The 24214-nt window shown below is 45.7% G+C and carries 20 protein-coding genes, 13 tRNA genes and 1 pseudogene; 8 read left to right on the top strand and 26 right to left on the bottom strand.

Annotated elements, in window-relative coordinates:
• Nucleotides 1-47: 47 nt before the first annotated feature.
• Nucleotides 48-4559: a glutamate synthase-related protein gene (locus ACOJUR_RS06545; protein ID WP_420950516.1), complete on the bottom strand. Its 4512-nt coding sequence runs from the start codon at nucleotides 4557-4559 to the stop codon at nucleotides 48-50.
• 203 nt (nucleotides 4560-4762) lie between these two features.
• Here ACOJUR_RS06545 and ACOJUR_RS06540 point away from each other — a divergent pair, with 203 nt between their 5' ends.
• A complete protein-coding gene (locus ACOJUR_RS06540; protein ID WP_072873398.1) occupies nucleotides 4763-5260 on the top strand; it encodes an N-acetyltransferase in 498 nt (165 codons plus the stop codon).
• 101 nt (nucleotides 5261-5361) lie between these two features.
• Here the strand turns inward: ACOJUR_RS06540 and ACOJUR_RS06535 are convergent, their stop codons facing one another.
• The 3 genes from ACOJUR_RS06535 to argC are packed head-to-tail and all read right to left on the bottom strand — an operon-like array spanning nucleotide 5362 to nucleotide 8372.
• A complete protein-coding gene (locus ACOJUR_RS06535) occupies nucleotides 5362-6510 on the bottom strand; it encodes an aspartate aminotransferase family protein (protein ID WP_072873399.1) in 1149 nt (382 codons plus the stop codon).
• The gene (gene argB, locus ACOJUR_RS06530) at nucleotides 6503-7297 is read right to left on the bottom strand and encodes an acetylglutamate kinase (protein WP_072873400.1); all 795 of its coding nucleotides are present in this window, start codon (nucleotides 7295-7297) and stop codon (nucleotides 6503-6505) included. Before argB ends, ACOJUR_RS06535 begins: the two co-directional genes overlap by 8 nt.
• Before the next feature lie 19 nt (nucleotides 7298-7316).
• Complete coding sequence (argC, locus tag ACOJUR_RS06525) at nucleotides 7317-8372, bottom strand: N-acetyl-gamma-glutamyl-phosphate reductase (RefSeq protein ID WP_420949558.1); 1056 nt, start codon at nucleotides 8370-8372, stop codon at nucleotides 7317-7319.
• 210 nt (nucleotides 8373-8582) lie between these two features.
• Here argC and ACOJUR_RS06520 point away from each other — a divergent pair, with 210 nt between their 5' ends.
• On the top strand, nucleotides 8583-8816 hold the full coding sequence (locus ACOJUR_RS06520; RefSeq protein WP_129583518.1) for a hypothetical protein: 234 nt from the start codon (nucleotides 8583-8585) through the stop codon (nucleotides 8814-8816).
• 168 nt (nucleotides 8817-8984) lie between these two features.
• On the opposite strand, the gene ACOJUR_RS06515 is transcribed toward ACOJUR_RS06520, so the two are convergent.
• The 18 genes from ACOJUR_RS06515 to ACOJUR_RS06430 form a co-directional block, all read right to left on the bottom strand.
• A tRNA-Arg gene (locus ACOJUR_RS06515) sits at nucleotides 8985-9060 on the bottom strand.
• Between the two features lie 125 nt (nucleotides 9061-9185).
• Nucleotides 9186-9893, bottom strand: coding sequence for a PspA/IM30 family protein (locus ACOJUR_RS06510; protein ID WP_420949557.1), 708 nt, complete (start codon nucleotides 9891-9893; stop codon nucleotides 9186-9188).
• 65 nt (nucleotides 9894-9958) lie between these two features.
• Nucleotides 9959-10765, bottom strand: a complete 807-nt coding sequence (locus ACOJUR_RS06505; RefSeq protein ID WP_129583520.1) for a heavy metal-binding domain-containing protein — start codon at nucleotides 10763-10765, stop codon at nucleotides 9959-9961.
• Nucleotides 10766-10806: 41 nt separating this feature from the next.
• Nucleotides 10807-11778, bottom strand: coding sequence for a heavy metal-binding domain-containing protein (locus ACOJUR_RS06500; protein ID WP_420949556.1), 972 nt, complete (start codon nucleotides 11776-11778; stop codon nucleotides 10807-10809).
• Nucleotides 11779-11883: 105 nt separating this feature from the next.
• Nucleotides 11884-12270 (bottom strand): hypothetical protein, encoded by a 387-nt coding sequence (locus tag ACOJUR_RS06495; protein ID WP_072873406.1) that lies wholly within the window; start codon nucleotides 12268-12270, stop codon nucleotides 11884-11886.
• Between the two features lie 72 nt (nucleotides 12271-12342).
• Nucleotides 12343-13884, bottom strand: coding sequence for an anthranilate synthase component I family protein (locus ACOJUR_RS06490; RefSeq protein ID WP_420949555.1), 1542 nt, complete (start codon nucleotides 13882-13884; stop codon nucleotides 12343-12345).
• A gap of 41 nt (nucleotides 13885-13925) precedes the next feature.
• Nucleotides 13926-14483, bottom strand: coding sequence for an anthranilate synthase component II (locus ACOJUR_RS06485; protein WP_072873407.1), 558 nt, complete (start codon nucleotides 14481-14483; stop codon nucleotides 13926-13928).
• A gap of 233 nt (nucleotides 14484-14716) precedes the next feature.
• Nucleotides 14717-14793 (bottom strand) — tRNA-Ile (locus ACOJUR_RS06480).
• Between the two features lie 14 nt (nucleotides 14794-14807).
• Nucleotides 14808-14884 (bottom strand) — tRNA-Asp (locus ACOJUR_RS06475).
• A 3-nt stretch (nucleotides 14885-14887) separates the two neighbouring features.
• A tRNA-Met gene (locus ACOJUR_RS06470) sits at nucleotides 14888-14963 on the bottom strand.
• A 37-nt stretch (nucleotides 14964-15000) separates the two neighbouring features.
• Nucleotides 15001-15075: transfer RNA gene (locus tag ACOJUR_RS06465), tRNA-Val, on the bottom strand.
• A 1-nt stretch (nucleotide 15076) separates the two neighbouring features.
• A tRNA-Glu gene (locus tag ACOJUR_RS06460) sits at nucleotides 15077-15151 on the bottom strand.
• Nucleotides 15152-15158: 7 nt separating this feature from the next.
• Nucleotides 15159-15233, bottom strand: a tRNA-Asn gene (locus ACOJUR_RS06455).
• A gap of 35 nt (nucleotides 15234-15268) precedes the next feature.
• A tRNA-Ala gene (locus ACOJUR_RS06450) sits at nucleotides 15269-15344 on the bottom strand.
• 4 nt (nucleotides 15345-15348) lie between these two features.
• A tRNA-Leu gene (locus ACOJUR_RS06445) sits at nucleotides 15349-15431 on the bottom strand.
• A gap of 1 nt (nucleotide 15432) precedes the next feature.
• A tRNA-Arg gene (locus ACOJUR_RS06440) sits at nucleotides 15433-15509 on the bottom strand.
• A gap of 71 nt (nucleotides 15510-15580) precedes the next feature.
• Nucleotides 15581-15657, bottom strand: a tRNA-Ile gene (locus tag ACOJUR_RS06435).
• Between the two features lie 151 nt (nucleotides 15658-15808).
• Nucleotides 15809-16837 carry a ThiF family adenylyltransferase gene (locus ACOJUR_RS06430; RefSeq protein WP_420949554.1) on the bottom strand — a complete coding sequence of 343 codons (1029 nt, stop codon included), beginning with the start codon at nucleotides 16835-16837 and terminating at the stop codon, nucleotides 15809-15811.
• 200 nt (nucleotides 16838-17037) lie between these two features.
• On the opposite strand from ACOJUR_RS06430, the gene ACOJUR_RS06425 reads away from it, so the two are divergent.
• The 6 genes from ACOJUR_RS06425 (at nucleotide 17038) to ACOJUR_RS06400 (ending at nucleotide 20196) form a co-directional block, all read left to right on the top strand.
• Nucleotides 17038-17712 carry a thiamine phosphate synthase gene (locus tag ACOJUR_RS06425; RefSeq protein WP_072873409.1) on the top strand — a complete coding sequence of 225 codons (675 nt, stop codon included), beginning with the start codon at nucleotides 17038-17040 and terminating at the stop codon, nucleotides 17710-17712.
• Nucleotides 17709-18839, top strand: a complete 1131-nt coding sequence (gene thiO / locus ACOJUR_RS06420; RefSeq protein WP_420949553.1) for a glycine oxidase ThiO — start codon at nucleotides 17709-17711, stop codon at nucleotides 18837-18839. The genes ACOJUR_RS06425 and thiO overlap by 4 nt, the downstream gene beginning before the upstream one ends.
• 2 nt (nucleotides 18840-18841) lie before the next feature.
• Nucleotides 18842-19042 (top strand): sulfur carrier protein ThiS, encoded by a 201-nt coding sequence (gene thiS, locus ACOJUR_RS06415; RefSeq protein ID WP_420949552.1) that lies wholly within the window; start codon nucleotides 18842-18844, stop codon nucleotides 19040-19042.
• Nucleotides 19043-19094: 52 nt separating this feature from the next.
• The gene (locus tag ACOJUR_RS06410) at nucleotides 19095-19874 is read left to right on the top strand and encodes a thiazole synthase (RefSeq protein WP_420949551.1); all 780 of its coding nucleotides are present in this window, start codon (nucleotides 19095-19097) and stop codon (nucleotides 19872-19874) included.
• 109 nt (nucleotides 19875-19983) lie between these two features.
• Nucleotides 19984-20058 (top strand) — tRNA-Gly (locus tag ACOJUR_RS06405).
• A gap of 48 nt (nucleotides 20059-20106) precedes the next feature.
• Nucleotides 20107-20196, top strand: a tRNA-Ser gene (locus ACOJUR_RS06400).
• Between the two features lie 148 nt (nucleotides 20197-20344).
• Here ACOJUR_RS06400 and ACOJUR_RS06395 read toward each other — a convergent pair.
• The 4 genes and pseudogenes from ACOJUR_RS06395 to ACOJUR_RS06380 form a co-directional block, all read right to left on the bottom strand.
• The gene (locus ACOJUR_RS06395; RefSeq protein ID WP_420949550.1) at nucleotides 20345-21568 is read right to left on the bottom strand and encodes an MFS transporter; all 1224 of its coding nucleotides are present in this window, start codon (nucleotides 21566-21568) and stop codon (nucleotides 20345-20347) included.
• A 358-nt stretch (nucleotides 21569-21926) separates the two neighbouring features.
• Nucleotides 21927-22907: a 5-oxoprolinase subunit C family protein gene (locus ACOJUR_RS06390; RefSeq protein ID WP_306952939.1), complete on the bottom strand. Its 981-nt coding sequence runs from the start codon at nucleotides 22905-22907 to the stop codon at nucleotides 21927-21929.
• Nucleotides 22908-23591, bottom strand: a complete 684-nt coding sequence (gene pxpB / locus ACOJUR_RS06385) for a 5-oxoprolinase subunit PxpB (RefSeq protein WP_072873415.1) — start codon at nucleotides 23589-23591, stop codon at nucleotides 22908-22910. It lies immediately after the preceding gene.
• Between the two features lie 25 nt (nucleotides 23592-23616).
• Nucleotides 23617-24195, bottom strand: a pseudogene (locus ACOJUR_RS06380) (5-oxoproline transporter, DUF979 family subunit); the annotation flags it as partial.
• Nucleotides 24196-24214 lie beyond the last annotated feature (19 nt).

The raw sequence follows: 24214 nt of genomic DNA, 5'->3' as shown, positions 1-24214 counted from the left end.
AGAGTTTGGCTCGAAACAATAACTGCCCATCATCTTTTGTTCATTTCTTATTCGGTCGCAATATCTTGATCGGTAATATCTTGGCCCGGTTTGACCATCATAAAATGATCACTTGGCTGATTCGCCAATTTTTGAATCTTGGCCGCCTCTTCCCATTGGCCACTCAAGCGCAATACCTTCATATATTGTCCCAGCAATTCGCGCACATCATGATTTCCATCCGCATCCAAGTAACGTAAAGAGACTTTTGCGCCTTTTGCCAAACGCATGCGCAATGTTTGCTCCGTCAATCCCCAACTTGGGTTCCAGCGCAAATAAACCGTTCCGCCTGTCATACCTGCGCAAATCCAAGAACCGGGATCGCCAAGAACCAGAGCACGTCCGTTGGTCATATATTCAAAAGCAAAACCTTTAATATTGGCGTTAGCTGCCAGAAACGCACCGTTATCCACCGGTCCCTCAGGTTCACCAGCAATAATCACGTCTGCACCTGACAAGCGAATACCTGCGCGAGCGTCTGCGTTACCTTGAATGATAAACAAACCACTTTGTGCCCCGTAGGCCAAACTCTTACCTACGCTGCCACCCAGCCAACGTCCGTTTTTAGCACGCTGTTTGAGAATCAGGACACGCCCGCCAAAAGCGCCTTTACCTACACCGTCTTGTGCTCCACCCCACGCTGTATGCACCATTCCCGCTGTACTGTATGCGGCAAATCCACTACCGGCTACTTCATGCCACTCCACATGTTCATTGGCAACTATCCGTGAACGTACCGCCTGACCACTTTGCTCTGTACCGAGCGCTCTGACAAGACGCGGAACTCGAACGTTATCAGACGATGGTGCCGTTATTTCCGTCCCTTTATAACTCGAATGCGCTGTTACACTATCCGTTCCCGTTGCCTCGACCGCTAATAGATTCTCTTCAGCAAGCGATACCGATTCACGATAGATGATCTGACTGCCTACTCCTCTGGTTTTTTCATCCACTTTCAACCAATCTGCAAGATGAACCGTTTGCTGATGGGAAATTTGTTTCAATAAATCACGTCGTCCCACTAAATCCTGTGTCCGAGTGGCACCAAGCGCAGCAGTTAATTCTGCAACATGCTCACCGATAGCCCCAAAGAAACGAACCAGTTGATCTACAGCTTGCTCAAAATCACGAGGTTGAAATGTGGTTAGACCCTTTTCTCGAGCTTCCTCCATATCCTGCATTTGAGTGGCAATACCCACGTGACAAGTATCTTTATGGCACGCACGGCAAGAAGTACAACCAATAGCTACCATTGCCATAGTACCAAAGCCAACTCGATTAGCTCCAAGCAAAACGGCTTTCATAACATCGGCACCAGATTTGATGCCTCCATCCGCCCAGATTTCGGCTACTTCACGCAATCCTGCCGCTACAAGCGCATCATGTGCTGCCTTGATTCCAATTTCCATTGGCAATCCAACGTGACGAATAGCATGGGCACGAGCAGCACCAGTTCCACCATCAAATCCGGAAAGCGTTACAATATCTGCTCCAGCTTTTACAATACCCACAGCTATTGTACCAATATTAGGAACAACAGGAACTTTTACACCCACTTTTGCATGTGGATTCACTTGCTTTAATTCAAAAATCACCTGCGCCAAGTCTTCAATAGAATAAATATCATGGTTATTTGAGGGTGAGATAAGATCCGTCCCCATAGTTGCATTACGAGCTTTCGCCACCTGTTCCGTCACTTTGGAACCAGGCAAATGTCCGCCTTCGCCAGGTTTTGCACCTTGACCTATTTTAATTTCCAGCATATAGGCATCATTACAAAGTTCAGCATTGACACCAAAACGGCCAGAGGCGATTTGACGACCGCGATGATGGGGATAGCGGTGCAGTAAATCTTTAATTTCACCACCTTCACCATTGACACAAACAATGTTTAGGCGCTTTGCCGCTTCAATATAAGCCCTGTACGCCACTTCACTTTGCGAACCAAAGGACATAGAAGAAATCAAAATTGGATAGTCATGAATGTCGATCGCGGTATCTACATCCTTTTTATCTATCTTTGTCTCTGTAGTCCGAAAATCCATCACATGACGCAAGGAAAGTGGATTTTCTTTCTCAAACGCATCCAATTTGCTGAAAAATTGCTGATAGCTGGTTTGTCCTTCAGCCACTTGGCCCGCGCTTTTCCATATACGTGGATAAAGTTGAAAATTCTTTTGGCGGGGCAATAGTTTCTCCGATGCTACTTGATAAAGTTGCCTGCGCTTCTGGGAATCTTCTTCAAGCACATCAAAGGTCAATCCTATGCTTTTACCACCACAAAAATTAGGTACCCCAAGCCATTGAGCTATTTCTTCCGAAAGTCCGATTCCACCAAACAAACGCTCATAGCCCCTCAATTCATGAATGCCTAGAGTTGAGAGAACTTTTTCTAAGCCTTTGCATAGTGCCTTATAGAGATTTTCCAAAGCGGGTAATGAACCTTTGCGAGCTGCATATTCCCACATCATATATGGAACAACCGCATCTGCGCCAAGTCCAAGAGCACAAACAACATCATGCAAATTGCGAAGCGCTCCGCTACGCAGAAGAATGCTCGTATGCCGACGCAACATTTCTCCATCATCGGCATGATTCTCCCATAGAACACGCTGAACTGCAGATAAGGCAAGCAGCGGATCGACAAACTCGCCCCGTCGAAATTGCAACCGATCGTCCAACACAAGACAAACGGCTCCCTGTTCCACTGCCCGCTTCGCATCTTGCCCCAAGCGCTGCAAAAAGTTTTCTAGAGACTCATCCGACTGGCGTACCAGCATCAACTCCGCTGTAGCTTCAGGGCGAGTATGCAAAGAATCGAGCGCATCTTCATAAAGCATGGTTCCTAATCGATGGGCCAGAGATTGCAGAGATGCACTATCGAGATCAACATCATCTGGCTGTTCTTCAAGCAAAAGAGGTGCCTGTATTTCTATACGCATTGCATGATCTTCGCGTTCCGTAAAACTTGGCCGACGTCCCAATACCGCTCTTGTGCTAAAATGTTCAATTTCACGTTCCCGATCGATAGCTGGATTAGTCACAACAGCTACCGATTCTTGCAAATAATCACTGACCAGTTTCAATCCATCGGCAAAAGGAGCCAATGGGCTATCATAACCCAGTGAACGAATAGGTTCGGCACCTGTATGGATATGGGCTTCCAGCAATTTCAAATCTTCTTCACGAAAACCTAAGGCAGCTGCACGAACAGCAAACGCCTGAGTATCGCGTTGTGGATGAGAAGCATGGTGTTCACGAACAAATAATCCGGAAAAACGCAGTGTTTTAGCCGACGTATGAAAGTCAAAACGCAAACTGGCTCGAGAGTATACGGTTTCCTGTACTTCTTTATAAGTTAGAAGCTTGCGTTCTTTGAGCAGAAAAGCAATTTTCTCTCCAGGAGAAAGCGGTTTGGGAGAAGAAACCCACTCTTGCGCAGGTACCAAACCTTGTTCCGACCCCAAAGTCCAAGCGTCTTCTGTTTCCATTAACCACATAGGACGCAAACCCAGCGCGTCCACTGAGGCAACCAATTCATCTCCATAGCGCGAAATAACTCCAGCCGGTCCTTGAGCAAACGGGCCCCACAGGGCACGATAAAACATGTAGAGATTGATCAGCGTTTTAGGCATACGCTTAATTTCAAATAGAATGGGAGGGAAGATAAGCTCCATACTTTCCATTAAACTCCAGTTGCGCATAGCCATTAACCCATGCATAAACCTATCCACCATTTGGGAATCACTGGCATCTGCCGACAGAGAAAATCCCGCCATCTTTGCTTCGGAATAGAAACGGCTAATGGTGTTAATTTCCCCATTATGCCCTAAGGTTGCAAAAGGTTGAACACGAGCAAAGGCAGTTGCAGTATTCGTGGAATAACGAGTATGTGCAAGCACTACACTGCTCTCTATAGAATGATCTTGCAAATCTTTATGATAACGATAAAGAGTTTGTTCGTCACCGACTACTTTATAGACCACTGTATCCGTATCGAGTGAAACCACATGTATTTGTCGATCTTCCTCTAACTGTAGAGCGAGCGTAAACAATTTTTCTCGCAACGAATGCTCTTCTGAATAACCTGCTATTTGCAAAAAGATTGGATTCTCACGACTTGCCGACTCACCTAAAGCCGTTTCATCCACCTCTTGATGACTCTCAAGCAAAATGTTGATGCCAGCTTCCTTGAAAGCTAGGTGAATTTTTTCCAACGCTTTCGAGCTTTGTGCACGTTGCAAATAGAAATGACCTACAAAAAAACCTTTTTCCCACACTGCTTCAGCATTCTGACCAGCCAACGCCAATTTTTTCTGCCAAAGCGCACGCGGGATGTCCAATTGCAAGCCACATCCATCACCTTCTTGGCGCACATAGCCGGCACGATGACGCATAGCTGCTAATGCTCGGATACCAGCAAGAACTGTTTCTCGCCTTTGTTTGCCATCTTTCTCAATCCTGGCAAAGAGACCACATGCATCGTGTTCACGGTCAATATTCTGGGTCAGTTGACCCATCCATTCTTTATTCTTCTCCACTTCTTCTCACCTTTTCTCTAAATATTTCAATAAATAGTGATAGACCACATTGAACGATCCCGCTGTTTACTGTATTACTGTAGACGCCTGACACGGGTTGGATATGAAATAATATACGATATATTGCATATAAATACTACAACATGTTATAACTATTCTCAACACTGAAAGGAGGCCATTGCATGGAAATCCGCCAAGCAACGGTTCACGACGTCCCGCAAATGCAACATCTCATTCAGACATTTGCCAACGAGGGTTTAATGTTACCGAGATCTGAAAAGTCTTTGTACGAAAACCTTCATGCTTTTACAGTTGTATCTGAAGGCAACCGTATTCTCGGTGTGGCTGGATTGCACATTCTTTGGAAAGATTTGGCTGAAATTCGTTCCTTGGCGGTTGATGCTGCCTCTCACGGTAGAGGCATTGGCCGAATGATTGTGGAACATCTCGCTGCGGAGGCTGAACAGTTAGGAATCCCGCAAGTCTTGTCACTAACTTATCAGACGACATTTTTCAAGAAATTGAATTTTCAGATTGTAGAAAAAGAAACATTGCCTCGCAAGGTATGGAAAGATTGCATTTATTGTAAAAAATTCCACAACTGCGACGAGATAGCCATGGTTTATTATACAGCATGTTATGAACAATTTAAAGAAACAAAATTGGCTGAAAACGCTTAATAAAAGAAAAAAGTGCCGTAAAATGGCGCTTTTTCTCTTATCAAGCGATTGAAAGCGATTACCTAGGGAAGAAACAACGCGTCTATACGACGCAAAATTATTCATAAGATAGTATAGATTCTTTTTGCAAACTCATCTACATCTTCCTCTTCTAAGATTAAAGGAGGAACCACGCGAATACGGTTTTCTCCAACAGCTGTCATCAATACACCAGCTACTTCTTGTGCATTTTTGACAAAATTCCGGGCATCTTCTGAGATGGTAAACCCCCACATTAATCCTTGACCGCTCACCTGCGTAAAATGTTCTTCTAAAAATTGTCTCACTTTATCTCCTACTCGCCTAACTTGCTCTAAAAGATTTCCTTTTTCTATTTCTTCGAGGACTGTTTTTGCCGCTGACATAGCTAATGGATTTCCACCAAATGTCGTTCCGTGCGATCCGGCTGTAAAAGTTTTGGCCACTTCTTGCTTGGCAAGAACAGCGCCAACCGGTACGCCACCACCCAACCCTTTAGCCAGAGTTACAATATCAGGATCTAGACCTGCACTTCTAAAAGCAAACCAGTCACCGGTTCTACCTATCCCTGTCTGCACCTCATCGACAATCAGGAGTGCATGGACAGCCTTGAGACGCTTTTGGAGTTCCTGCAGAAATTCATGAGGTACGGGTTGAACACCACCTTCACCTTGAATGACCTCAACTATACAAGCGGCTGTATCACTGTTTACAGAGGACAGGACTTCTTCAAATGAAGTAGGAGTATGACAATCCGGCAAAAGCGGTCCAAAGCCCTCCTGATACGCTGGCTTTGGCGTTACGGACAGAGCACCATAAGTACGGCCATGAAACGCCCCTGGCAAAGAAAGCAATATCGTTTTTTCAGCATGTTGAGTGGACGCATAACGCCGCGCTAATTTTAATGCTGCTTCATTTGCCTCTGCTCCAGAATTGCAGAAAAACGCAGCATCCAAACCTGAAAATTCAATCAGTTTTTTAGCCACTTCTTCTTGCTGAGGAATTTGATATAAATTTGAACAGTGCAGTAATGTGGCTGCTTGATGGGAAATAGCTTCCACCAGACGCGGATGAGCATGCCCCAGACTTGTAACTGCAATGCCAGCAGTCATATCCAAGTAGTCCCTGCCCTGTTCGTCGTACAACCAAACTCCCTGTCCTCGCACTATCGTAAGTTCGCGCGAGCCATAATTTTGAAACAACATGAGCGGCACTTCCTCTCTACTATTCATTTAAATATCGGGTTATGCGAGTGCCCAATGCTCCAGACACCGGCTCTTCAGGATGGTTGGCAAAAGCCCATTCAATAGCAGCTTCATTTTCCCCATCAACTACATAAACCGCATTTACCTTATACCTAAGCGCATTCAATACAGCCTCCACTTTGGGCCGCATACCACCTTCAAACATCCCCTGCTGATATAACTTTTCTAATTTTTTGTCTGTGATGGAATCTATCCGATCTCCATATGGAAAATTTAGATAGATCCCAGACACATTTGTGCAAAAAACAAGTTTTTCAACTTGCAGCGAACCAGCCAAAGCTGCTGCTGCTGCATCTGCATTGATATTCATGCGTTGCCCTCGGGAGTTGTGACCAATCGGCGCGACTACTGGGATTTCATGACGCACAAAGGCTGCTTCAAGTGGTCCAGCGTAGGCTTCCACCCAATCCGCAGTGTGATCGCCCTCATAAGATTCGGCGAGGAAAAGTCCCGATTTTGCTCCATGCACAGGAACTGCCGCAATGCCGTTGGCACGTAATAAAGAAACCCATTCACTGTTAACTGAAAATCCGAGCACAGCGTCCACAATGACCATGGCTTGACTATGGGTACGACGCAATCCATTATGGAAAGGCAATTTCATACCAGCCGCTTCTAAAGCTGCACTGATACGGGGACCACCACCATGAACAATCACAAATGAACGAGATTGATTTTGTAAATTCTGTAAAGGACGAATTAATGGTGCGGCCTGTTCGCCCAGCGAACCGCCAACTTTAATGAGTACACTCAAGCTATCATCCCCTTGCCCATCAAGGCGCACTTCCTATCAGTGAAAGCCCTGTCTCCATGGGCCAACCCAACATTAAATTCATATTTTGTACCGCCTGTCCTGCAGCGCCCTTTTGTAAGTTATCTATCACAGCAAATATTTGCAGCATTTGGGTACGATTATCAACATGCAGCGCAATATGACAAGTGTTAGCTCCTAAAACACTTTGAATTTGCGGCCATTCGCCACATGGCAGTATGCTAACAAAAGGTGTATCATGGTATGCATTTTGATAAATTTCATATAAATCCGTAAAACTGACCGTTGAACAAAGCGGTATATAAGCAGATACAAGGATTCCTCGTGGAATAGGCAGCAACTGTGTAGTCAATTGAATTTGCAGGTCAGCTTGTTTGGATTCTTCCTGGAGTTTTTGTTCAATTTCAGGTGTATGTTGATGGCACCCCACACGGTAAGGATAAAAATTATTGGACAATTCACTGAGCAATAAATGAGGCTGCGGACTTTTGCCTGCTCCGGTTGATCCTGATTTTGCATCGACAACCCATACGCTCTGACTTTCCACAAGTTTTGTTTGACAAAGCGGCAAAAGAGAGAGCAGCGCCGCTGTAGCGTAGCAACCAGGATTAGAAATCAATGATTGATTAGCAATTTGCTCAGCTTGCCAGTCAGATAATCCATACACTGCGTGTGTGTCTTTTTGCGTGAGAGGTGAAGCTAGTCCATACCAACTTTCATACACCTCTTTGGGCAAGCGAAGATCGCCTGAGAGATCAATCACTTTTTTGCCAGCATGATGAATTTGCAAAGCCAAACGGCCAGATATGCCAGATGGTAGGGCAAGAAAAACGAGATCGCACAAATCCAGGCAGCGTTCTAAATCAAATGGTTCCAAAGCAGGCAGTTCTCCAAACTGGCGAAAAGCGCTGATTTTATGACCATACGTCTCTGACTGTTCTAGCTTTTGAGCTGCTAAGTACGTTATTTTCAGCAAAGGGTGGCGACTGAGAATACGTATTAACTCCACTCCGGCATAACCCGTTGCTCCAACAACGCCAATACGCGGTTGGTTCATAACCCATGCCACCTCCTCATTGCGTATCTCTTCATAAAGAGCTGTACATATCCAGCCTCTTTGATAAATTTTTATTCATTATAACGTATATTTATTATTATCACCAGTAAATGACCCATAAATCTTTTTTCGAATCTCCGCTTTTGCCTGTGCCCGGCGGCGTTTGTCCCAGCATCTTCTGAACTATCTCACGAAGGAGGAATGACAGACATGGGAGCATTTGGAGTTTACACACGTTGGGCAGTTGTATTTCTTATCATCTTCGTACTCTTCTTCTTACTTTGTCCGACCGTTGAGGTTATCAAAACAGGTAAACACGTCACAATAGCGCATTACGACTCTTTGACCATGACACCTGTTTACACCCATATGCCACATATGAGCATGGGTGGCATGCATGGCATGCATGGTATTTACGGGTCTTCACCTTCCTCACTTAGCTAACACAGCTCATACAAGTTTTCATCCTATGTAAGAAGAGTTGATAAAGCGGGAAAAGCGCTTTATCAACTCTTGCATTCATTTTGTAATGTGAATATTCGGGAATTTTACGCAAAAGAAAAACTGTCCCTTTTGGCATTTCTGCTATTTGAGGACAGTTCCTAATTTTTATGGCGCGTCCGGAGGGATTCGAACCCCCGACCTCTGGCTCCGGAGGCCAGCGCTCTATCCACTAAGCTACGGACGCATTGTTTTTACTGTATGCCCGAACATTATACTTTAGGCGTTACCAAGACGCAAGCACGAGCCCATTCGTTGGGTCAGAAATGCAAAGGGCCCGTGCTGCACAAATAGAATTTTCAACTTGCCAATTTATGATTTCTTTTCGGCCATTTCTGCTTTGAGGCGCTCCAATTCATCAGAAACAGATGCGTCTTTGCGAATTTTATCCAATTCTTTCTGCACAGCATCTCGGTTATCTAATGGATCGTCCAAAATCCCTTCATCTGCAAGGGACTGCATCGCTTCTGCGCGAGCCACCATACGTTCCGTTTTATCGTTGGCACGACGCAAGGTATCCCCCACGTTGCCTAATTCTTTACTGATGCCTGACAATGATTCACCCATACGAACTTCAGCCTGTGCGGCGGTATAAGTTGCTTTGGTAACTTCTTTCTCAGTTTTGAAATTTGAGATACGTTCTTGAAACTTTTGTTCAGCTTCCTTAAGACGATTGACTTGAGTTTCGATTTTAGTTAGGGAATCTTGGAGAGTTGCTAATTTGGCCATAGCAGACTGTTTGAGCTCAAGTGCTTTTTTGGCCAAATCCTCGCGTCCCACCTTAAGCGCCGCCCGCGCTTCTTCCTCTCTGTCGGCAATTTCTTTTTCAGTGGAATGAATTTGATTTTCGAGCGCTTTTTGCTCTGTGACTACATCTGCCAGATGACGTTTAACTTGTTGCAAGCCAGAAACCATTTTTTCATAAGAGAGATCGAGAGTAGCATTGGGATCTTCTAATTTATCCAATAGCTTATTGACTTGAGATTCCACAATTTCTGATGCTCTTTTAAATAATCCCATTTTTATTCCCTCCAACCATTTGTAATAAATTTACAATCTATTTCAAAGAAAAATTCAGCTTATGGTCAATCGTTGAGAGAAAGTATCAACTGTGGTTTGCTGATATTGTGATCAGCCCGGATAGGCGTAACAGCCGTTCCTACAGCGAAAAATTCAATCACATGTGAACCCCATCCGTGTGATCGCTCTTCTAAGCGGACACCCACAATCCCTTCCGCTTTTTCTTCGTGAGCTTCAGTCTGCATTCGCTCCATGGCCAATTCACGAGCATCATAGAGTGCTTGCGTAAAGTTGGTCAGTTCAACATTCTGACCTACATTTTTTAAAGATTGAAACATACCTTGGTGGGCCACATGATAGACGCAACTGCCCATAACGAGCGAAAGCGGCCTGTAACCTGCTTGAAGCAAGGTCCAAAAATCCTGCCCAGACAAATCTGAAGTAAAGGGTTTCCCCGAATGAGACTTGTACGAATGGCCGCCTTCTCTAGCTGCAACTGCCGTGCCAATCGCCAAAAACTCTGCCATATCGGCTCCCCACTCATAGCGCGTCACTTCCAGACGAACGCCTACTACGCCATCCGCTCCTAGCTCCGCTGCCTCTTCCTCCATTCGAGACATGGCAAGTTCACGAGCGTGATACATGGCTTGTGTCAAAACATCCATTTCCATACTTTGACGCCACATAGCCTGCTGATAACCAATATGATATATGGACGATCCGACAACTAAACCAATGGGCTCAAATCCAGCATCTCGTACGAGCAAAAATTCGTTGACTGACAAATCCGACGTGAATACGCCGCCAGGGTGACCCTGACTTCGCAATCCTCGCAAACGTTCAAGCGCGTGCTCGGGTAAATCATTGTTCACAGGCAAACAGATCAACTCCTTATATCCCTTTACAGAGCTTATCAGGTATTGAGCGATACTACCGACTGAGGTCGTTCATCCAGATGGGTCTTGCGATAAGAAATCACTGTGCCCATTGCGAAAAATTCCACCACATGATTGAGACGGATATCGCCTTCCCCATACTCTACCTCTACTTCCTCTACCCGCAATCCAGTTTCATGAGCCAACACACCATTTCCGCCACTTTCTGCTGCGTGTCGGCGCATCTCCTGTACAGCCCGATGTCGGGCTTGATAAACCGCATCAGTATAACTATACATTTCCTGATTGCTATAACTTCCAGATTGCCAAACATCATTCCATTGGCTGACCTGATAATAGATTCCGACCCCAAGGGCTAAGCCAACCGGAATACTCCCTGCATGAAGAAGTCGAACAAAATCTTGTGCACTGACCGTACAAAGAAGAGGCTCATCCACACTTGGCAAATCGAGAGTTATTGCCGTTCCCATAGCCGTCATTTCCAAACTACTTTCCACCGTGCCTGGAACCAGCTTGACTTTGACCCCAACCACTGCGTGCGCTCCAAGCAACGCCGCCTCTGCTCTCAATCTTTGCAAAGCAAGCCAACGCGCTTCATACATCCCTTGTTCTAATTCATTCAAAAAACAACTTCCGGAATATAAATTCACATACATCCCGTTAAAACCTGTATTCCATCCGCCTGCGTAACGATTCTGTCGACCTAAAACCATTTTCCATTCTGCCTGATGATACACTGTTGCTCCCATAACCTGACCTAAGGGTCGCAAACCATAGCGGGCTAACAGCGCCCATTCAGCAACCGATAAATTACTCGTCCAGGGGAGTTCATGCTGAACTTGCTTCCTCGCTCGCGCTTCGACATATTCAGGCAACTGCCCACGTTCAAAGGCTGCTATCGCGCGTTCCGAACGATAGAGAGCGGCATTTTCTTTTGCCAATCGTTCACTTTTGGACAAACCACCTTGGTTTTTCCTGGAAAACCACACGCTTGGCATTCCCCCTTTATCATTTCGTTAGCAACGGATGAGGTGAAGGGTCAAATACGTTGTTGTTGACCATGAAATGTCAAAACGACCCTTGGAAAAGGATCGTCAAGACATTAAAAATTGATAGAGTTTTTGTTGCACATCTTCGTGTTCAGCCGCCATCCGAGACAGTTCTACAGAAAGAGCGTCAAGCCATTCTCCAAATGACATCTCCTCTGTTTTTAAGCGGATACCGCGAACTACCTTTGCACGTTCTGCCAACAAACCGTGTGTTTTCGTCATGGTCAACTGAAAATGGTACATCTCAAACAGCACTCGTATTTGAGTCACACGCGGATGGCGGACAAAAAGACCATGTTCCCGAATTACCTCTGTTTGCTGAGGTAAGGCGGAACAAAGCCGCTCTGCCAACCCTTCCAAGAGCGCCTGCTCGTCAGCCGCATTTCGACGCCATTCTGCTGCCGACAAATCAAATTGTAAACTGTCTCCCATGACGGTTCCTCCTCAAACCTCTCCACAGATGTGACGTCTGCAGGTTTCGAGCTGGATGCCATTTTTAGTATATCACTTTTGCGTTGCCATGGGTTGCGACAAAATATCTAATATTGCGCCCGCTTTGCGATTACACTCTTGCCATTCTTGCTCGGCAACGCTATCCATCACGATACCCGCCCCGACTTGCACATAGTATGCTTGGTTTTTCTCTACCACTGAGCGGATGATAATAGCCGTATTGGCGTTTGCATCGAGATCGACCATACCTAACAGACCACCGTAAGGTCCTCGACGCAATGTCTCCAATTCATCAATAATTTCCATAGCACGAATTTTTGGAGCTCCCGATAGTGTACCCGCCGGAAATGTGGCCAAGAGAGCTGTGAAAACACTCACATCCTCTCGCAATTGACCACGCACTGTGGATACCAGGTGAAAAAGGTGAGAATACGGCTCGACTACCATGAAGTCCGGAACATGAACCGATCCTATGGTACAAACTCTGCCCAAATCATTCCGGCATAAATCAACAAGCATCAAGTGTTCAGCCCGTTCTTTCTCATCATTCAACAATTGTTCAGCCAACGCCCGATCTTCAGCTGCAGATTTGCCTCTGCCTTTGGAGGTGCCAGCTATCGGCTTCATTTCGGCCAATCCATCAACCACACGCAACTGAACTTCCGGACTTGCACCAAAGAGTCGCATATCGGGATATTCACTCATGAACATGTAAGGCGACGGATTCAATTTGCGCAATCGATCATACGCAATGTAAGGATGTAACGTAGCGCTCGCTTTCATGCGCTTGGATAACACGACCTGAAAAATATCCCCTGCGCGAATATATTCTCGTGCACGTTCGACATTACCCATAAAAGTTTCAGCCGAGACTTCATCCTTAATATCGACTGTATCCTGACTAGCCGCTGCTGCCTCTTTCAGTCTTCGGGGTTCTTCCGATGTGCCTTGGTCCAACAAGTTCAAAACTTTCATTTGAACGCTTTCTAGCAGGAGCATATTTTCTTTAGAAAGATAGCCTCTCAGTTCAGGCAACAAACTGAACATTTGCAATCGATTCACTTGCAAATGAATCGTAAAAGCATGGAGTTGTAAGCGAATGTCAGGCAAAGCGCGATCGTCCAATGTGGTTTTAGGCAGCTTTTCTAAATAATGCACACTGTCATAGCCAATATAGCCCAAGAAACCAGCCGAAAAGGGGATAGGTTGGTTTTCGGTAAAAATCTTTTGCCGCAACAAAAGGCGCAAACGTTCTAATACCTCCAGAGGATTATCCGTAAATACTGCACAAGGTTTCTCAGCAACAGCAGAAACAAAGCTTCCTTCGAATTCAATCACATTGGGCTGGAGTTCTTGAGCCAGCCATTCGGCGAGACCTGTTTTGGCATAAATAAACGTTTTTCCATCTTTCACAATTACTTCAATCAACGGCATTAAACCAAGAATCGAACGGGAAAAACGTGTATCAGCCTGTTTATCGTACGCCGCATCCAGCAAATACGCGTGAAAAGGTGGTACAATTTCCAAGCTGTGTAGATAAAAATAAAACGGATCGATCTCAAGAGTTTCTTCATATTTAAAGTTTTGCATCATTCCAACTTCTCCTCTCGCTCATCGCGTTGTATAACCTTTCTTTAGCTCGCCAAAAAATTAGCAAGAATTTGTTTCCCATGTTCTGTAAGAATGGATTCAGGATGAAACTGAACACCCACAGCACCGCTTGGTTGATGGCGCATAGCCATGATTAGCCCATCCGCGGTTGCCGTAACAGAAAAGGAATCCGGTAAAGTGTCGCGGCGAACGACCAAAGAATGGTATCGCGTAGCAAGAAAAGGACTAGGAATTTGAGCAAAAAGATGGTCTTGTTGATGATGGATAGGAGACGTTTTTCCATGCATACATAGCGGGGCACGCACCACTTCTGCACCAAAGGCTTGCCCTAATGCTTGATGTCCCAGACAAACTCCCAGAACAGGAATGCGTCCTGAAAAATATTGAATAGCTTCTACTGAAATACCTGCTTCTGTTGGGGTACAAGGTCCTGGAGAGATGATGATTTGTGAAGGCGAGAGATTCTTTAGCTCATGAAGTGGTGTATCGTTGCGGCGCACAATGATATCAGCACCCAGTTCACCACAATAATGGACAAGATTGTAGGTAAAAGAATCAAAATTATCAATGACTAAAAGCATAAGATTACCCTCCTATGACAGAGGGGCCGAAGACAGAAAATACACAGACTCGATGCCCATGCATGGAATGAAACGCTCAACTCGGCCCAGCTCAACTCTGCTCACTCGTCTCAACTAAACAAAACAATACCGGAAGAACATCATGACGTCAATCGATGAACGCCTCTTTCTCCATTGAAATATTGAATATTACTGAATGAAGAAATTTGGACATGAAAAAACCCACCATACTCTGGTGGGCCTAAGAGGACTTGAACCTCTGACCTCACGATTATCAGTCGTGCGCTCTAGCCAGCTGAGCTATAGGCCCGCGGTAGAGAAATTTGGCGGAGCTGACGGGATTCGAACCCGCGGTCTCCTGCGTGACAGGCAGGCATGTTAGGCCTCTACACCACAGCTCCATTTGGTTGCGGGGGCAGGACTCGAACCTGCGACCTTCGGGTTATGAGCCCGACGAGCTGCCAACTGCTCCACCCCGCGATATAGACTTTTCAGGCAATGCCAGCGACTCGTCCGCTGGTGGGCGGTGGCAGGATCGAACTGCCGACCCCTCGCGTGTGAAGCGAGTGCTCTCCCGCTGAGCTAACCGCCCATGGTGACCCCAGCGGGACTCGAACCCGCGTTACCGCCGTGAAAGGGCGGTGTCTTAACCGCTTGACCATGGGGCCATATATATGGCTCCCCGAGTAGGATTCGAACCTACGACCCTCCGGTTAACAGCCGGATGCTCTACCGCTGAGCTATCGAGGAATATACACATCCTGGTTGAGGCACAGGCGACCGTCTGGTGGAGCTAACCGGATTTGAACCGGTGACCTCTTGAGTGCGATTCAAGCGCTCTCCCAGCTGAGCTATAGCCCCACTGTGGTGCCGAAGGCCGGACTCGAACCGGCACGGTTTCCCGCACGATTTTGAGTCGTGTGCGTCTGCCAATTCCGCCACTTCGGCATGGCGTGCCCGGAGAGATTCGAACTCCCGACCTCTTGATTCGTAGTCAAGCGCTCTATCCAGCTGAGCTACGGGCACATCAGATTCAGCGCTGACCGTGGAACTATACCACACTTTACGATTCCTTGCAAGTCGAGTTTTTAAAAGCTTGGTGGGCCTAAGAGGACTTGAACCTCTGACCTCACGATTATCAGTCGTGCGCTCTAGCCAGCTGAGCTATAGGCCCAAGCAAATTTGCTTTTCTCTCGGCTCACTCTTCATCCGCCTCGTCCGAAGCGACGTTTTTGATAATAACAAGTCTGCAGAGAGATGTCAACGGCTTTTTTCAACTTTTCTTTTTTAATTCTTATGGACGAGTCTGATGAACGTACTCCGTTTTATAAACCTATGTATTGCGCGTAGATTCTCTTCGCTTCCCAAATATCATCCACACCATGAATTAAAGCGCGTCCATCAGCAAACAAACTGATGGTGCAGTCTGACGTTTCAAAGCGGAGCAAGTTGCGATTCGCTTGCACACGTCCCAATGCTTTCAAGCGCTCTGCAAGTATCGCCAGGGAAACGTTCAACTTTCCTTGTGGTTTAATTTGAATGGTTTGTCGACCGCAAAAAGAAACCACCAATCCCTCGTCCTTGTGTTGAAGAGAAAGAAATTGTCTTTTTTGGCAGCATATACACTCTTCTTTAGGCGTTCCGAGACGTAAAGACCGAAATTCATTCTGCCAAATATCCACATAAGTTATCTCACGTTTGAGCGCTTGCCTATTCCCCGTTAAAAATTTTATGATCTCCGCCACCTGCATCGACGCAATCATACTCACTATCGGTGCTAGAACACCTACTGTGTCACAAGTATCGTGTCCGGCCGATCCGTCATCTGCACCAAACAAGCAAACTAAACAAGGTGTCTGCCCAGGTTCTATAAATACCGTGGTTCCATAAGAACTCACAGCTCCTCCATAACTCCATGGAATTCCGTGTTTCACTGCTACATCATTGATAAGATATCGCACTTGTAAATTGTCCGTACCATCTACAATCACATCCACATCGCCAAGCAATTCTTCTGCATTCACAGCCGTTACGTCCGTCAAGACAGGTTCAATCTGAATCTGACTGTTAGCTTTGGCAAGGGCCTCCGCTGCAGCTTCCGCCTTCGCTCGCCCCGCTTCAGCATCTTGCTCAGTGTAAAGAAGTTGTCTTTGCAAATTTGAGACTTCAATCACATCGCGGTCAATGAGCCGTAAATAACCCACACCAGCTCGAGCTAATTGACTGGACAATACGGTACCGAGCGCTCCAAGCCCAACAATGGCGACACGAGCAGCGGACAGCATTTGTTGCCCTTCTTTGCCAATGGGTTGAAAACGAATCTGGCGAGAATACCGTTCTGTAAAGTCCACCATTCCTCACTCCCCAACCTTACTTTTTTCATCATAGCATGGACCTCAGGACGAAGAGCATCCCTTCACCTTCTTGACGCAAAGTTGTGTGAATGAGATACTTGAAGCAGAACAATTTATGGCAAGGTGGCGTTTGCTGGGTTAAGAATGGAATCCCGCCGTACCTGTTTCTTCAGGTGCGGCTTTTTTATGTGAGGTGCATGATGACTCCAGTTTTACATATGATTAGCGATCGCGATCGTCACCAATTGCCGTTAATTGAAGCTCTTTCGGAAGCTGCTGAAGGTGGAGCGGATGTTATTCAAATTCGCGATAAAAAAATGCCTGTACTTCGTACACTTGAGTTAGTAAAAAACCTAAAAGAAAATTTAAACAGACTCCATCTCGCCACAAAAATTTTTGTCAACGACAGAATGGATTTGGCTTTAGCTGAGAAACTCGATGGTGTACATTTAGCGGCTCAATCATTGCCTGTTGCCACGGCGCATGCATTGCGCAATCAACTCAAATGGCAAGGAATGCTTGGCTGTTCCGTACATTCTTTGGAGGAGGCAATGTTTGCTGAGAACGCAGGAGCGGATTACGTTACGTTTGGTCACGTTTTCCCAAGTGCATCCCACCCTCAGCTGGCACCTCGCGGACTTGCCGCCTTATCACTTGTGGTCGAAAAACTCTCCATTCCGGTTTTAGCAATTGGCGGCATTGACGAGAAAAATGTTGAGTCGGTGCTTGCGACAGGATGCAGTGGTGTGGCTGTGATTGGCGCTGTGCTGGATGCCGAGAATCCAAAAGAGGCGGCATACAGACTCAAGCAAACGATGCTTGCTTGTCATATCGCTCCAAAAACCCCCTTTTTCAAGGAGGAGAATGAACGATGAGGCGCATCTATGATGTTATTGTCGTTGGCGGTGGTGCGATTGGGTCATCCATAGCCTGGCAAGCTGCCAAAAAAGGATTGAATGTACTACTCGTGGAACGCGGTAGAATAGGTCAAGAAGCTTCAAGCGCTGCGGCTGGAATGCTTGGCGCTCAACTAGAAGCGGATCGGCCCGGGCCTATGCTTGATCTCTGTGTATCGAGCCGCTCCATTTTCCCTGAATTTGCTGCAGAACTAAGAAAAGACAGCGGCATAGACATTGAACTCACTCAAAATGGGATTTTACAACTCGCTTTTAATGATGAAGAGAAATCCTTTTTGGAGAAAGAAGCTCAATGGCAAGAAGCCGCTGGACTTCGTTGCGAATGGTGGTCTGGCGAGAAAGTTGCCCGTCGTGAACCTTCACTTGCCCCTTGCCTGGGGGGTCTATATTTGCCGGATGACGGAAATTTGCATGCTCACCGTTTCATGGATGCCCTGCGCATAGCTGTTTACCATTTTGCTTCGGTTTTAGAACAGACTGAAATTTTACGTGTGGAGAAGACTGCCGATTGTTTTCGTGTTTACACTCATCAAGATACCAGTTTTGAAGCTGAACGACTGGTTTTAGCTGCTGGAGCTTTTGCTACATCACTGTTACGGTCTCTTGAACTTTCCATTGACATTCATCCTGTGAAGGGGCAAATGATGGCTATTCGCCCCCGCGATTTACAACTTCAACATACAGTGTTTTCACAACACGCCTACCTGGTTCCCAAACGCGATGGAAAAATTGTAGTGGGAGCAACGGAAGAACGTGAATCTGGATATGATAAATCTCCCAGTAGCGATTCACTTGCGTGGCTTTTATATTCTCTGAAGCGGATTGCCCCCAGTCTTGGCCATTCTGAATTCATTCATACATGGACAGGTTTGCGACCTGAAGGGAGCGGTCCGCCACTTATTGGTCCCGTGCCCACAATTCCTGGACTGTTTCTCTCACTCGGACATTTTCGAAACGGAATTTTACTTTCAGCCATCACATCTGAAATTCTTGCTCATCTGCTCACAGGTCGTGATGTTGAAGAAAACTGGAAATCATTCTTCCCTACTGATATAAGACAAAGGCAACTGGAGAGAAGGAGATAACTATGCAGATCCGTGTCAACGGCAAAGATATGAGCATTGAAGATAACTGGACGCTGCTCGATTTTTTAAATAGCTTACATTTACAAGAAGAACGCATAGCAGTAGAACGAAACCAAGAAATTGTTCCTCGCGAAAATTGGTCCATGATTCATTTGTCAAATGGTGATGAACTGGAAATTGTACGATTTGTAGGTGGAGGTTGAAAATCGCTAATCATTTCCAAACTTACACTGTATAAAGAAAAGGAGCATGATTATGACAGACTTACTACATATTGCTGGACAGAAGTTTCATTCTAGATTAATGGTAGGAACTGGAAAGTACGCATCGAATGAATTGATGAAGGAATCTTTAGCAGCATCAGGAACTGAAATCGTTACGGTAGCGGTTCGACGTGTGAATTTAGAGCAACCAGAGGAATCTCTGCTACATTACATTGATATCCATCGCTATACTTTGCTTCCAAACACAGCAGGTTGCCACACCGCGGAAGAAGCGGTACGTACTGCGCGCTTGGCACGTGCTGCCGGTCTCTCTAACTGGATTAAATTAGAGGTTATTCCCAATGATGGAACACTTTTGCCCGATCCGATTGCTACTGTAGAAGCTGCACACCAATTGGTTTCTGAAGGCTTTATTGTACTTCCTTACACAACTGACGATCATATTGTTGCTCGAAGACTAATTGAAATAGGATGTGCTGCGGTTATGCCACTCGGTTCGGCTATTGGAACCGGTCAAGGACTGCCTAATCCAGAACGTATTTTGCGTATTATTGAAGAAGCTAACGGACGTGTTCCGGTGATTGTAGACGCTGGAATTGGATCGCCATCAGATGCTTCATTGGCTTTAGAGCTTGGTGCGGATGCTGTGCTTGTCAACACGGCAATCGCCAAAGCACAAAATCCGATACAGATGGCTGCTGCAATGGCCAAAGGAGTGGAAGCAGGCCGACAAGCCTACTTAGCTGGACGCATACCCAAATCGCCTGTTGCATCACCGAGTAGTCCAGAAGAACAGAAAATTGGCAACTAATTCTGGAAAAATGCGGACACTTCAGTTCTTGGATACAGTGAGTTGACAAGCTGGGTGTCTGCGAATATAATTTCTCTTGCAGTCTTGCCCATCAGAGGCGTGGATGTATGCGGAAGTGGCTCAGGGGTAGAGCATCGCCTTGCCAAGGCGAGGGTCGCGGGTTCGAATCCCGTCTTCCGCTCCAAAAATGGGGCTGGGCTTTTTGCCCGGCCTCCCGTATGTTCTCCAATATGGAGAGGTGGTCGAGTGGTTTAAGGCAGCGGTCTTGAAAACCGCCGTGTTCGCAAGGGCACCGTGGGTTCGAATCCCACCCTCTCCGCCATCATAATCGTTCTGTAAAGGTGCGGCTTCTCTGTATTCTAGGGAAGCCGCATTTGCTTTATCTCAACTCAGTTTAACAATCTTTTTTGGAATGAATATAAAGAAAACTCAGGCAAAAGGTTGCCCATAGGCTACCTTATGAAAGGTGCTTATATTGTTCGAAAACTACGCCGAGACAATAACAGCAATCCGAGTACAACCACCGCGAAACCTGTAGCCCCGATGACACTTGACGAAGGAAACCATTGTCCAAACGCACCCCCCAAAAAAGAACCAAGAGGCATGCCTAAAGCAATAATTGAACCACGAATACCCAAAATTCGTCCCATAAACTCTTTGGGGACCAATTTCTGAACGGTTGTTCTGGCTAGTGGTGGATAACCTCCGAAGAGAAGTCCTGCCAAAGCCATGGAGATATACGTGTTCCATAAAGAGTGAACCCAAAGCATGGGTACAAAACTCAATCCCCATCCCATCGCCATGACTGCCATAATGACCCCACTTCGGTTACCTTTGAGTGTTAGTCCACTGAAAGCCGAACCGATGAGTGAACCCACGAAATACGTTGTCCAAAAGCTTCCGAGAACGACTGCACTGCTTGCCAATTCGTTGTGCGTAAACAACGGCAGGGACACTTCCAATTGACCGTATGCAAGATGAAAACCCACCGCACCGAGTGTAATCCACAAAACTGGGGTTAACCCGTACAAAGTCTTAACACCTTCCCAAGTATCATGGAGGAACGAATTTCGTTGACTCGGTTCTTCTGACTCTCGGGATTCAAAGTGTTGTTTTGACCCTTTGACAACAAATACACACAAGGCAGCTCCCCAAAACGACACGCCATCAGCAAACACTGCGACCGTTGCACCAAATCGTGCAATCAACAATCCACCGAGAAGGGGACCAAGTAATGAAGCACCGTTCCAAATCGTTTCAACAATTGAGTTAGCAGGACCAAGCTCATCTTCTTTGACAAGGTTCGGGATAACCACCATCCAGCCAACACTTGTATATGGAGTTAAACAACCCGCAACCAGGACCAGTGCAAACAGCACTAACATCGGCAATGCGTGTACTTGGTAAAGTAGCGGAATAGCCATAAACACGATACCAAGCAACACATTCGCAGTGACCAATACTTTCTTATGGGATGTGCGGTCAAGTACGTTTCCAACAACTGCACCGAGAAAGACACCCGGGAGTCCGAATGCAAGACCTAGCAATCCCATATATCCAGCATGTTTGGTCGTGACCATTGCGAACCAAAGAAGTGCGACCCAGCCGATCTGATCACCAAGCACCGAAATAGCGTCGGCCAATGTCATAAAGGCAAAATTTCGTTGTCGAAATAAGCCTAAATAAATTAACATTTAACTTCCACCTCGTTAGGAGCCCCCTTGACAGAAGCTCATATGTTCAGTACATGGGGATACCCCCAACGAGATGTATTAAATTGGGAATTTTCTAAACATCGGCTATACCTCCATGAACTACATGACTAGGATTTATTGTACTGCGATTCTAATGATTCTGTCGTTATGCCCCCAATAGTTCAAGAATGATGTCCCAAATTCAATAGTCAAAATTGTACTTTTGGCATGATCCACTTTTCATCTTGGACGGAAGTTTTAAAATACTTTCACCAAACATTTTCTTACTGTGGACGCATTGAAATTAGAAGGAGAGAGCTAGAGGATGAATGATTTATGATTTGACAACACAAAAATGTTACTTCTTATACCACTCAAGTGCCCAAAAAAGATTGGCTAACTGACGTTCCTGCTCCATAAGAGCGCTTCTTGCTTCTTCTAAAGAACAAAGTTGAAAACGTAACTTGTCTCCGGGACGAACTTGAGCCAATACGGGCAAATCTGCAGTAATGATTTGGGCTAGGCGAGGATAACCACCCGTAGTCTGACGGTCCGCCATGAGGATAATCGGTTGCCCATCAGAGGGTACTTGAACAGTTCCCATAGTAACAGCACTAGAGAGCATTTCTTCAGCCTTGGTTAATTGAATAGGCGGTCCTTGTAATCGATAACCCATCCTATCTGATTGTGGCATGACTAAAAAGCTCTGTTCCTGCCATTGTTTTTGAGCATCGTGATTGAATAAATGCCACTCTGGACCTGGTAGAAAGCGAATGGAGCGGTAGGTTTGATAACTAGGATTCAAAGTTTGACTGACTAAAGGATATCTTTTCGTTTGCGAGAACTGAAAAAAATTACAGAGCTGATCCATTCCTTCATGAGTCCCAGTTTGCAATCGATCTCCCTCTTGTAATTTTCGCCCTTTATAACCTCCCATAGCAGAGCGTAAATATGTACTCTTACTGCCTAGAACTTCCGTCACAACAAATCCTCCAGATACCGCTAAATAGGTGCGGCATCCGATATTTGGATAATTAAAAGATAACTCATCTCCTGGATGGACTGGAAACGGACGATACAAGGTAATGGTTTGGCAGTTTAAACGAGGAGACAAATCCGCACCCGTCAATACACAATACGTAAACTCTTCAAATTGGATGGTTGGTCCTTGCAGTGTAATTTCCAAAACAGCTAAACCTTCAGGATTTCCAAGCAAACGATTTGCAATCCGAAAAGAAAGACTGTCCATAACGCCACCGACGACAACACCATAACGTTGCCATCCGTTCCGTCCAGCATCTTGAATAGTTGTAAGTAAACCAGGTTTAATGATTTTCATTTATTTCATCATTTCCATATATGACATAAACTCATCTAGCGATATCGGACGCCATTGAACACGGTCACCTAATTGTAAAAGAGAAGGAGGATTACGTTGTGTATCAAAGAGTACCCATGGTGTTCTGCCAATTATTTGCCATCCTCCAGGTGTTTCATACGTATAAATTCCTGTCATAGTTCCCGCAATACCAACAGAACCAGGTGAAATTCTTAATCGTGGCGTTGCACGCCGAGGGGTGGCAAGCTGTCCCGGAAGCCCAGATAAATAAGGAAAACCAGGTGCAAATCCAATCATTTGCACCTCATACACGGATGAGGAGTGCAAAGCAATAACCTGATCTGTTGAAAGGTGATGACTAGCTGCAACAAAATCGAGATCGGGCGCTAGAGAAGAATGATAACATATGGGTATCTCAATAAATCGTACATCCTCTTCTGTTATGACTGGCGTTTCTGCAAGCCACCTCAATAACTCCTTCCGTGCTGAAAAAAAGGAGTACTGAAGCGGCTGATAATAAAAGGTTAAATCGGTCATGCCTGGTACGCACTCCAGAAAACCTGTCGGTAGAGAACGTTCAATACACCGTCTGAAAAAACGCACTCTATTTTGCGAATGAAGAAAGTCGCTTGAAAATTTAACCAGAAGTGCGGAATCTCCATACGCTTCAATCTTGACTTCCATTTTAGTTCCTCTCTTTACTTGATGGCTAGATACGCGCAACAGAATACATGAGAGCAATATTTACTGCTAAAAGAATGACAGCGGTTGGCCATTGTACTTTAATCACGTGATATTTATTTTTTAAATCCAGTAAGGTAGCAGGGACGATATTAAAATTAGCAGCCATGGGTGTCATCAAAGTTCCGCAATATCCAGCAAACATGCCAATAGCAGCAATCCGGTCAGCTTGAATGCCAAAATGTTGAATAATAAACGGAATAGCAATCCCAGCAGTCATCACCGGAAAAGCAGCAAAAGCATTTCCCATAATCATGGTAAACAGTGCCATACTCACACAATAAGCAAAAACTGCCCAAAAAAGCGAATTAGATGGGATCACGTGATGCAAAAGTTTAGCAACCACATCTCCAACTCCCGCACTGTTAAATAGAGTACCTAAAGTTGCCAGCATTTGTGGAAGAACGGCAGCCCACCCAATCGACTCAAGTAGACGACGAGACTCTCTCAATGAAGTGATAGAATTGCTCCGTGTTATGCCAAGTCCTACCAACAGAGCAATAAACGTCGCTACTGCTAGCGCAACCATCGTCACATTGGATGGATCGTAAAATATTGTATAAGGA

This window comes from Alicyclobacillus tolerans, assembly GCF_048984885.1.
GTDB lineage: Bacteria > Bacillota > Bacilli > Alicyclobacillales > Alicyclobacillaceae > Alicyclobacillus_I > Alicyclobacillus_I tolerans.
This window is presented reverse-complemented; position numbering and strand designations above follow the sequence as displayed.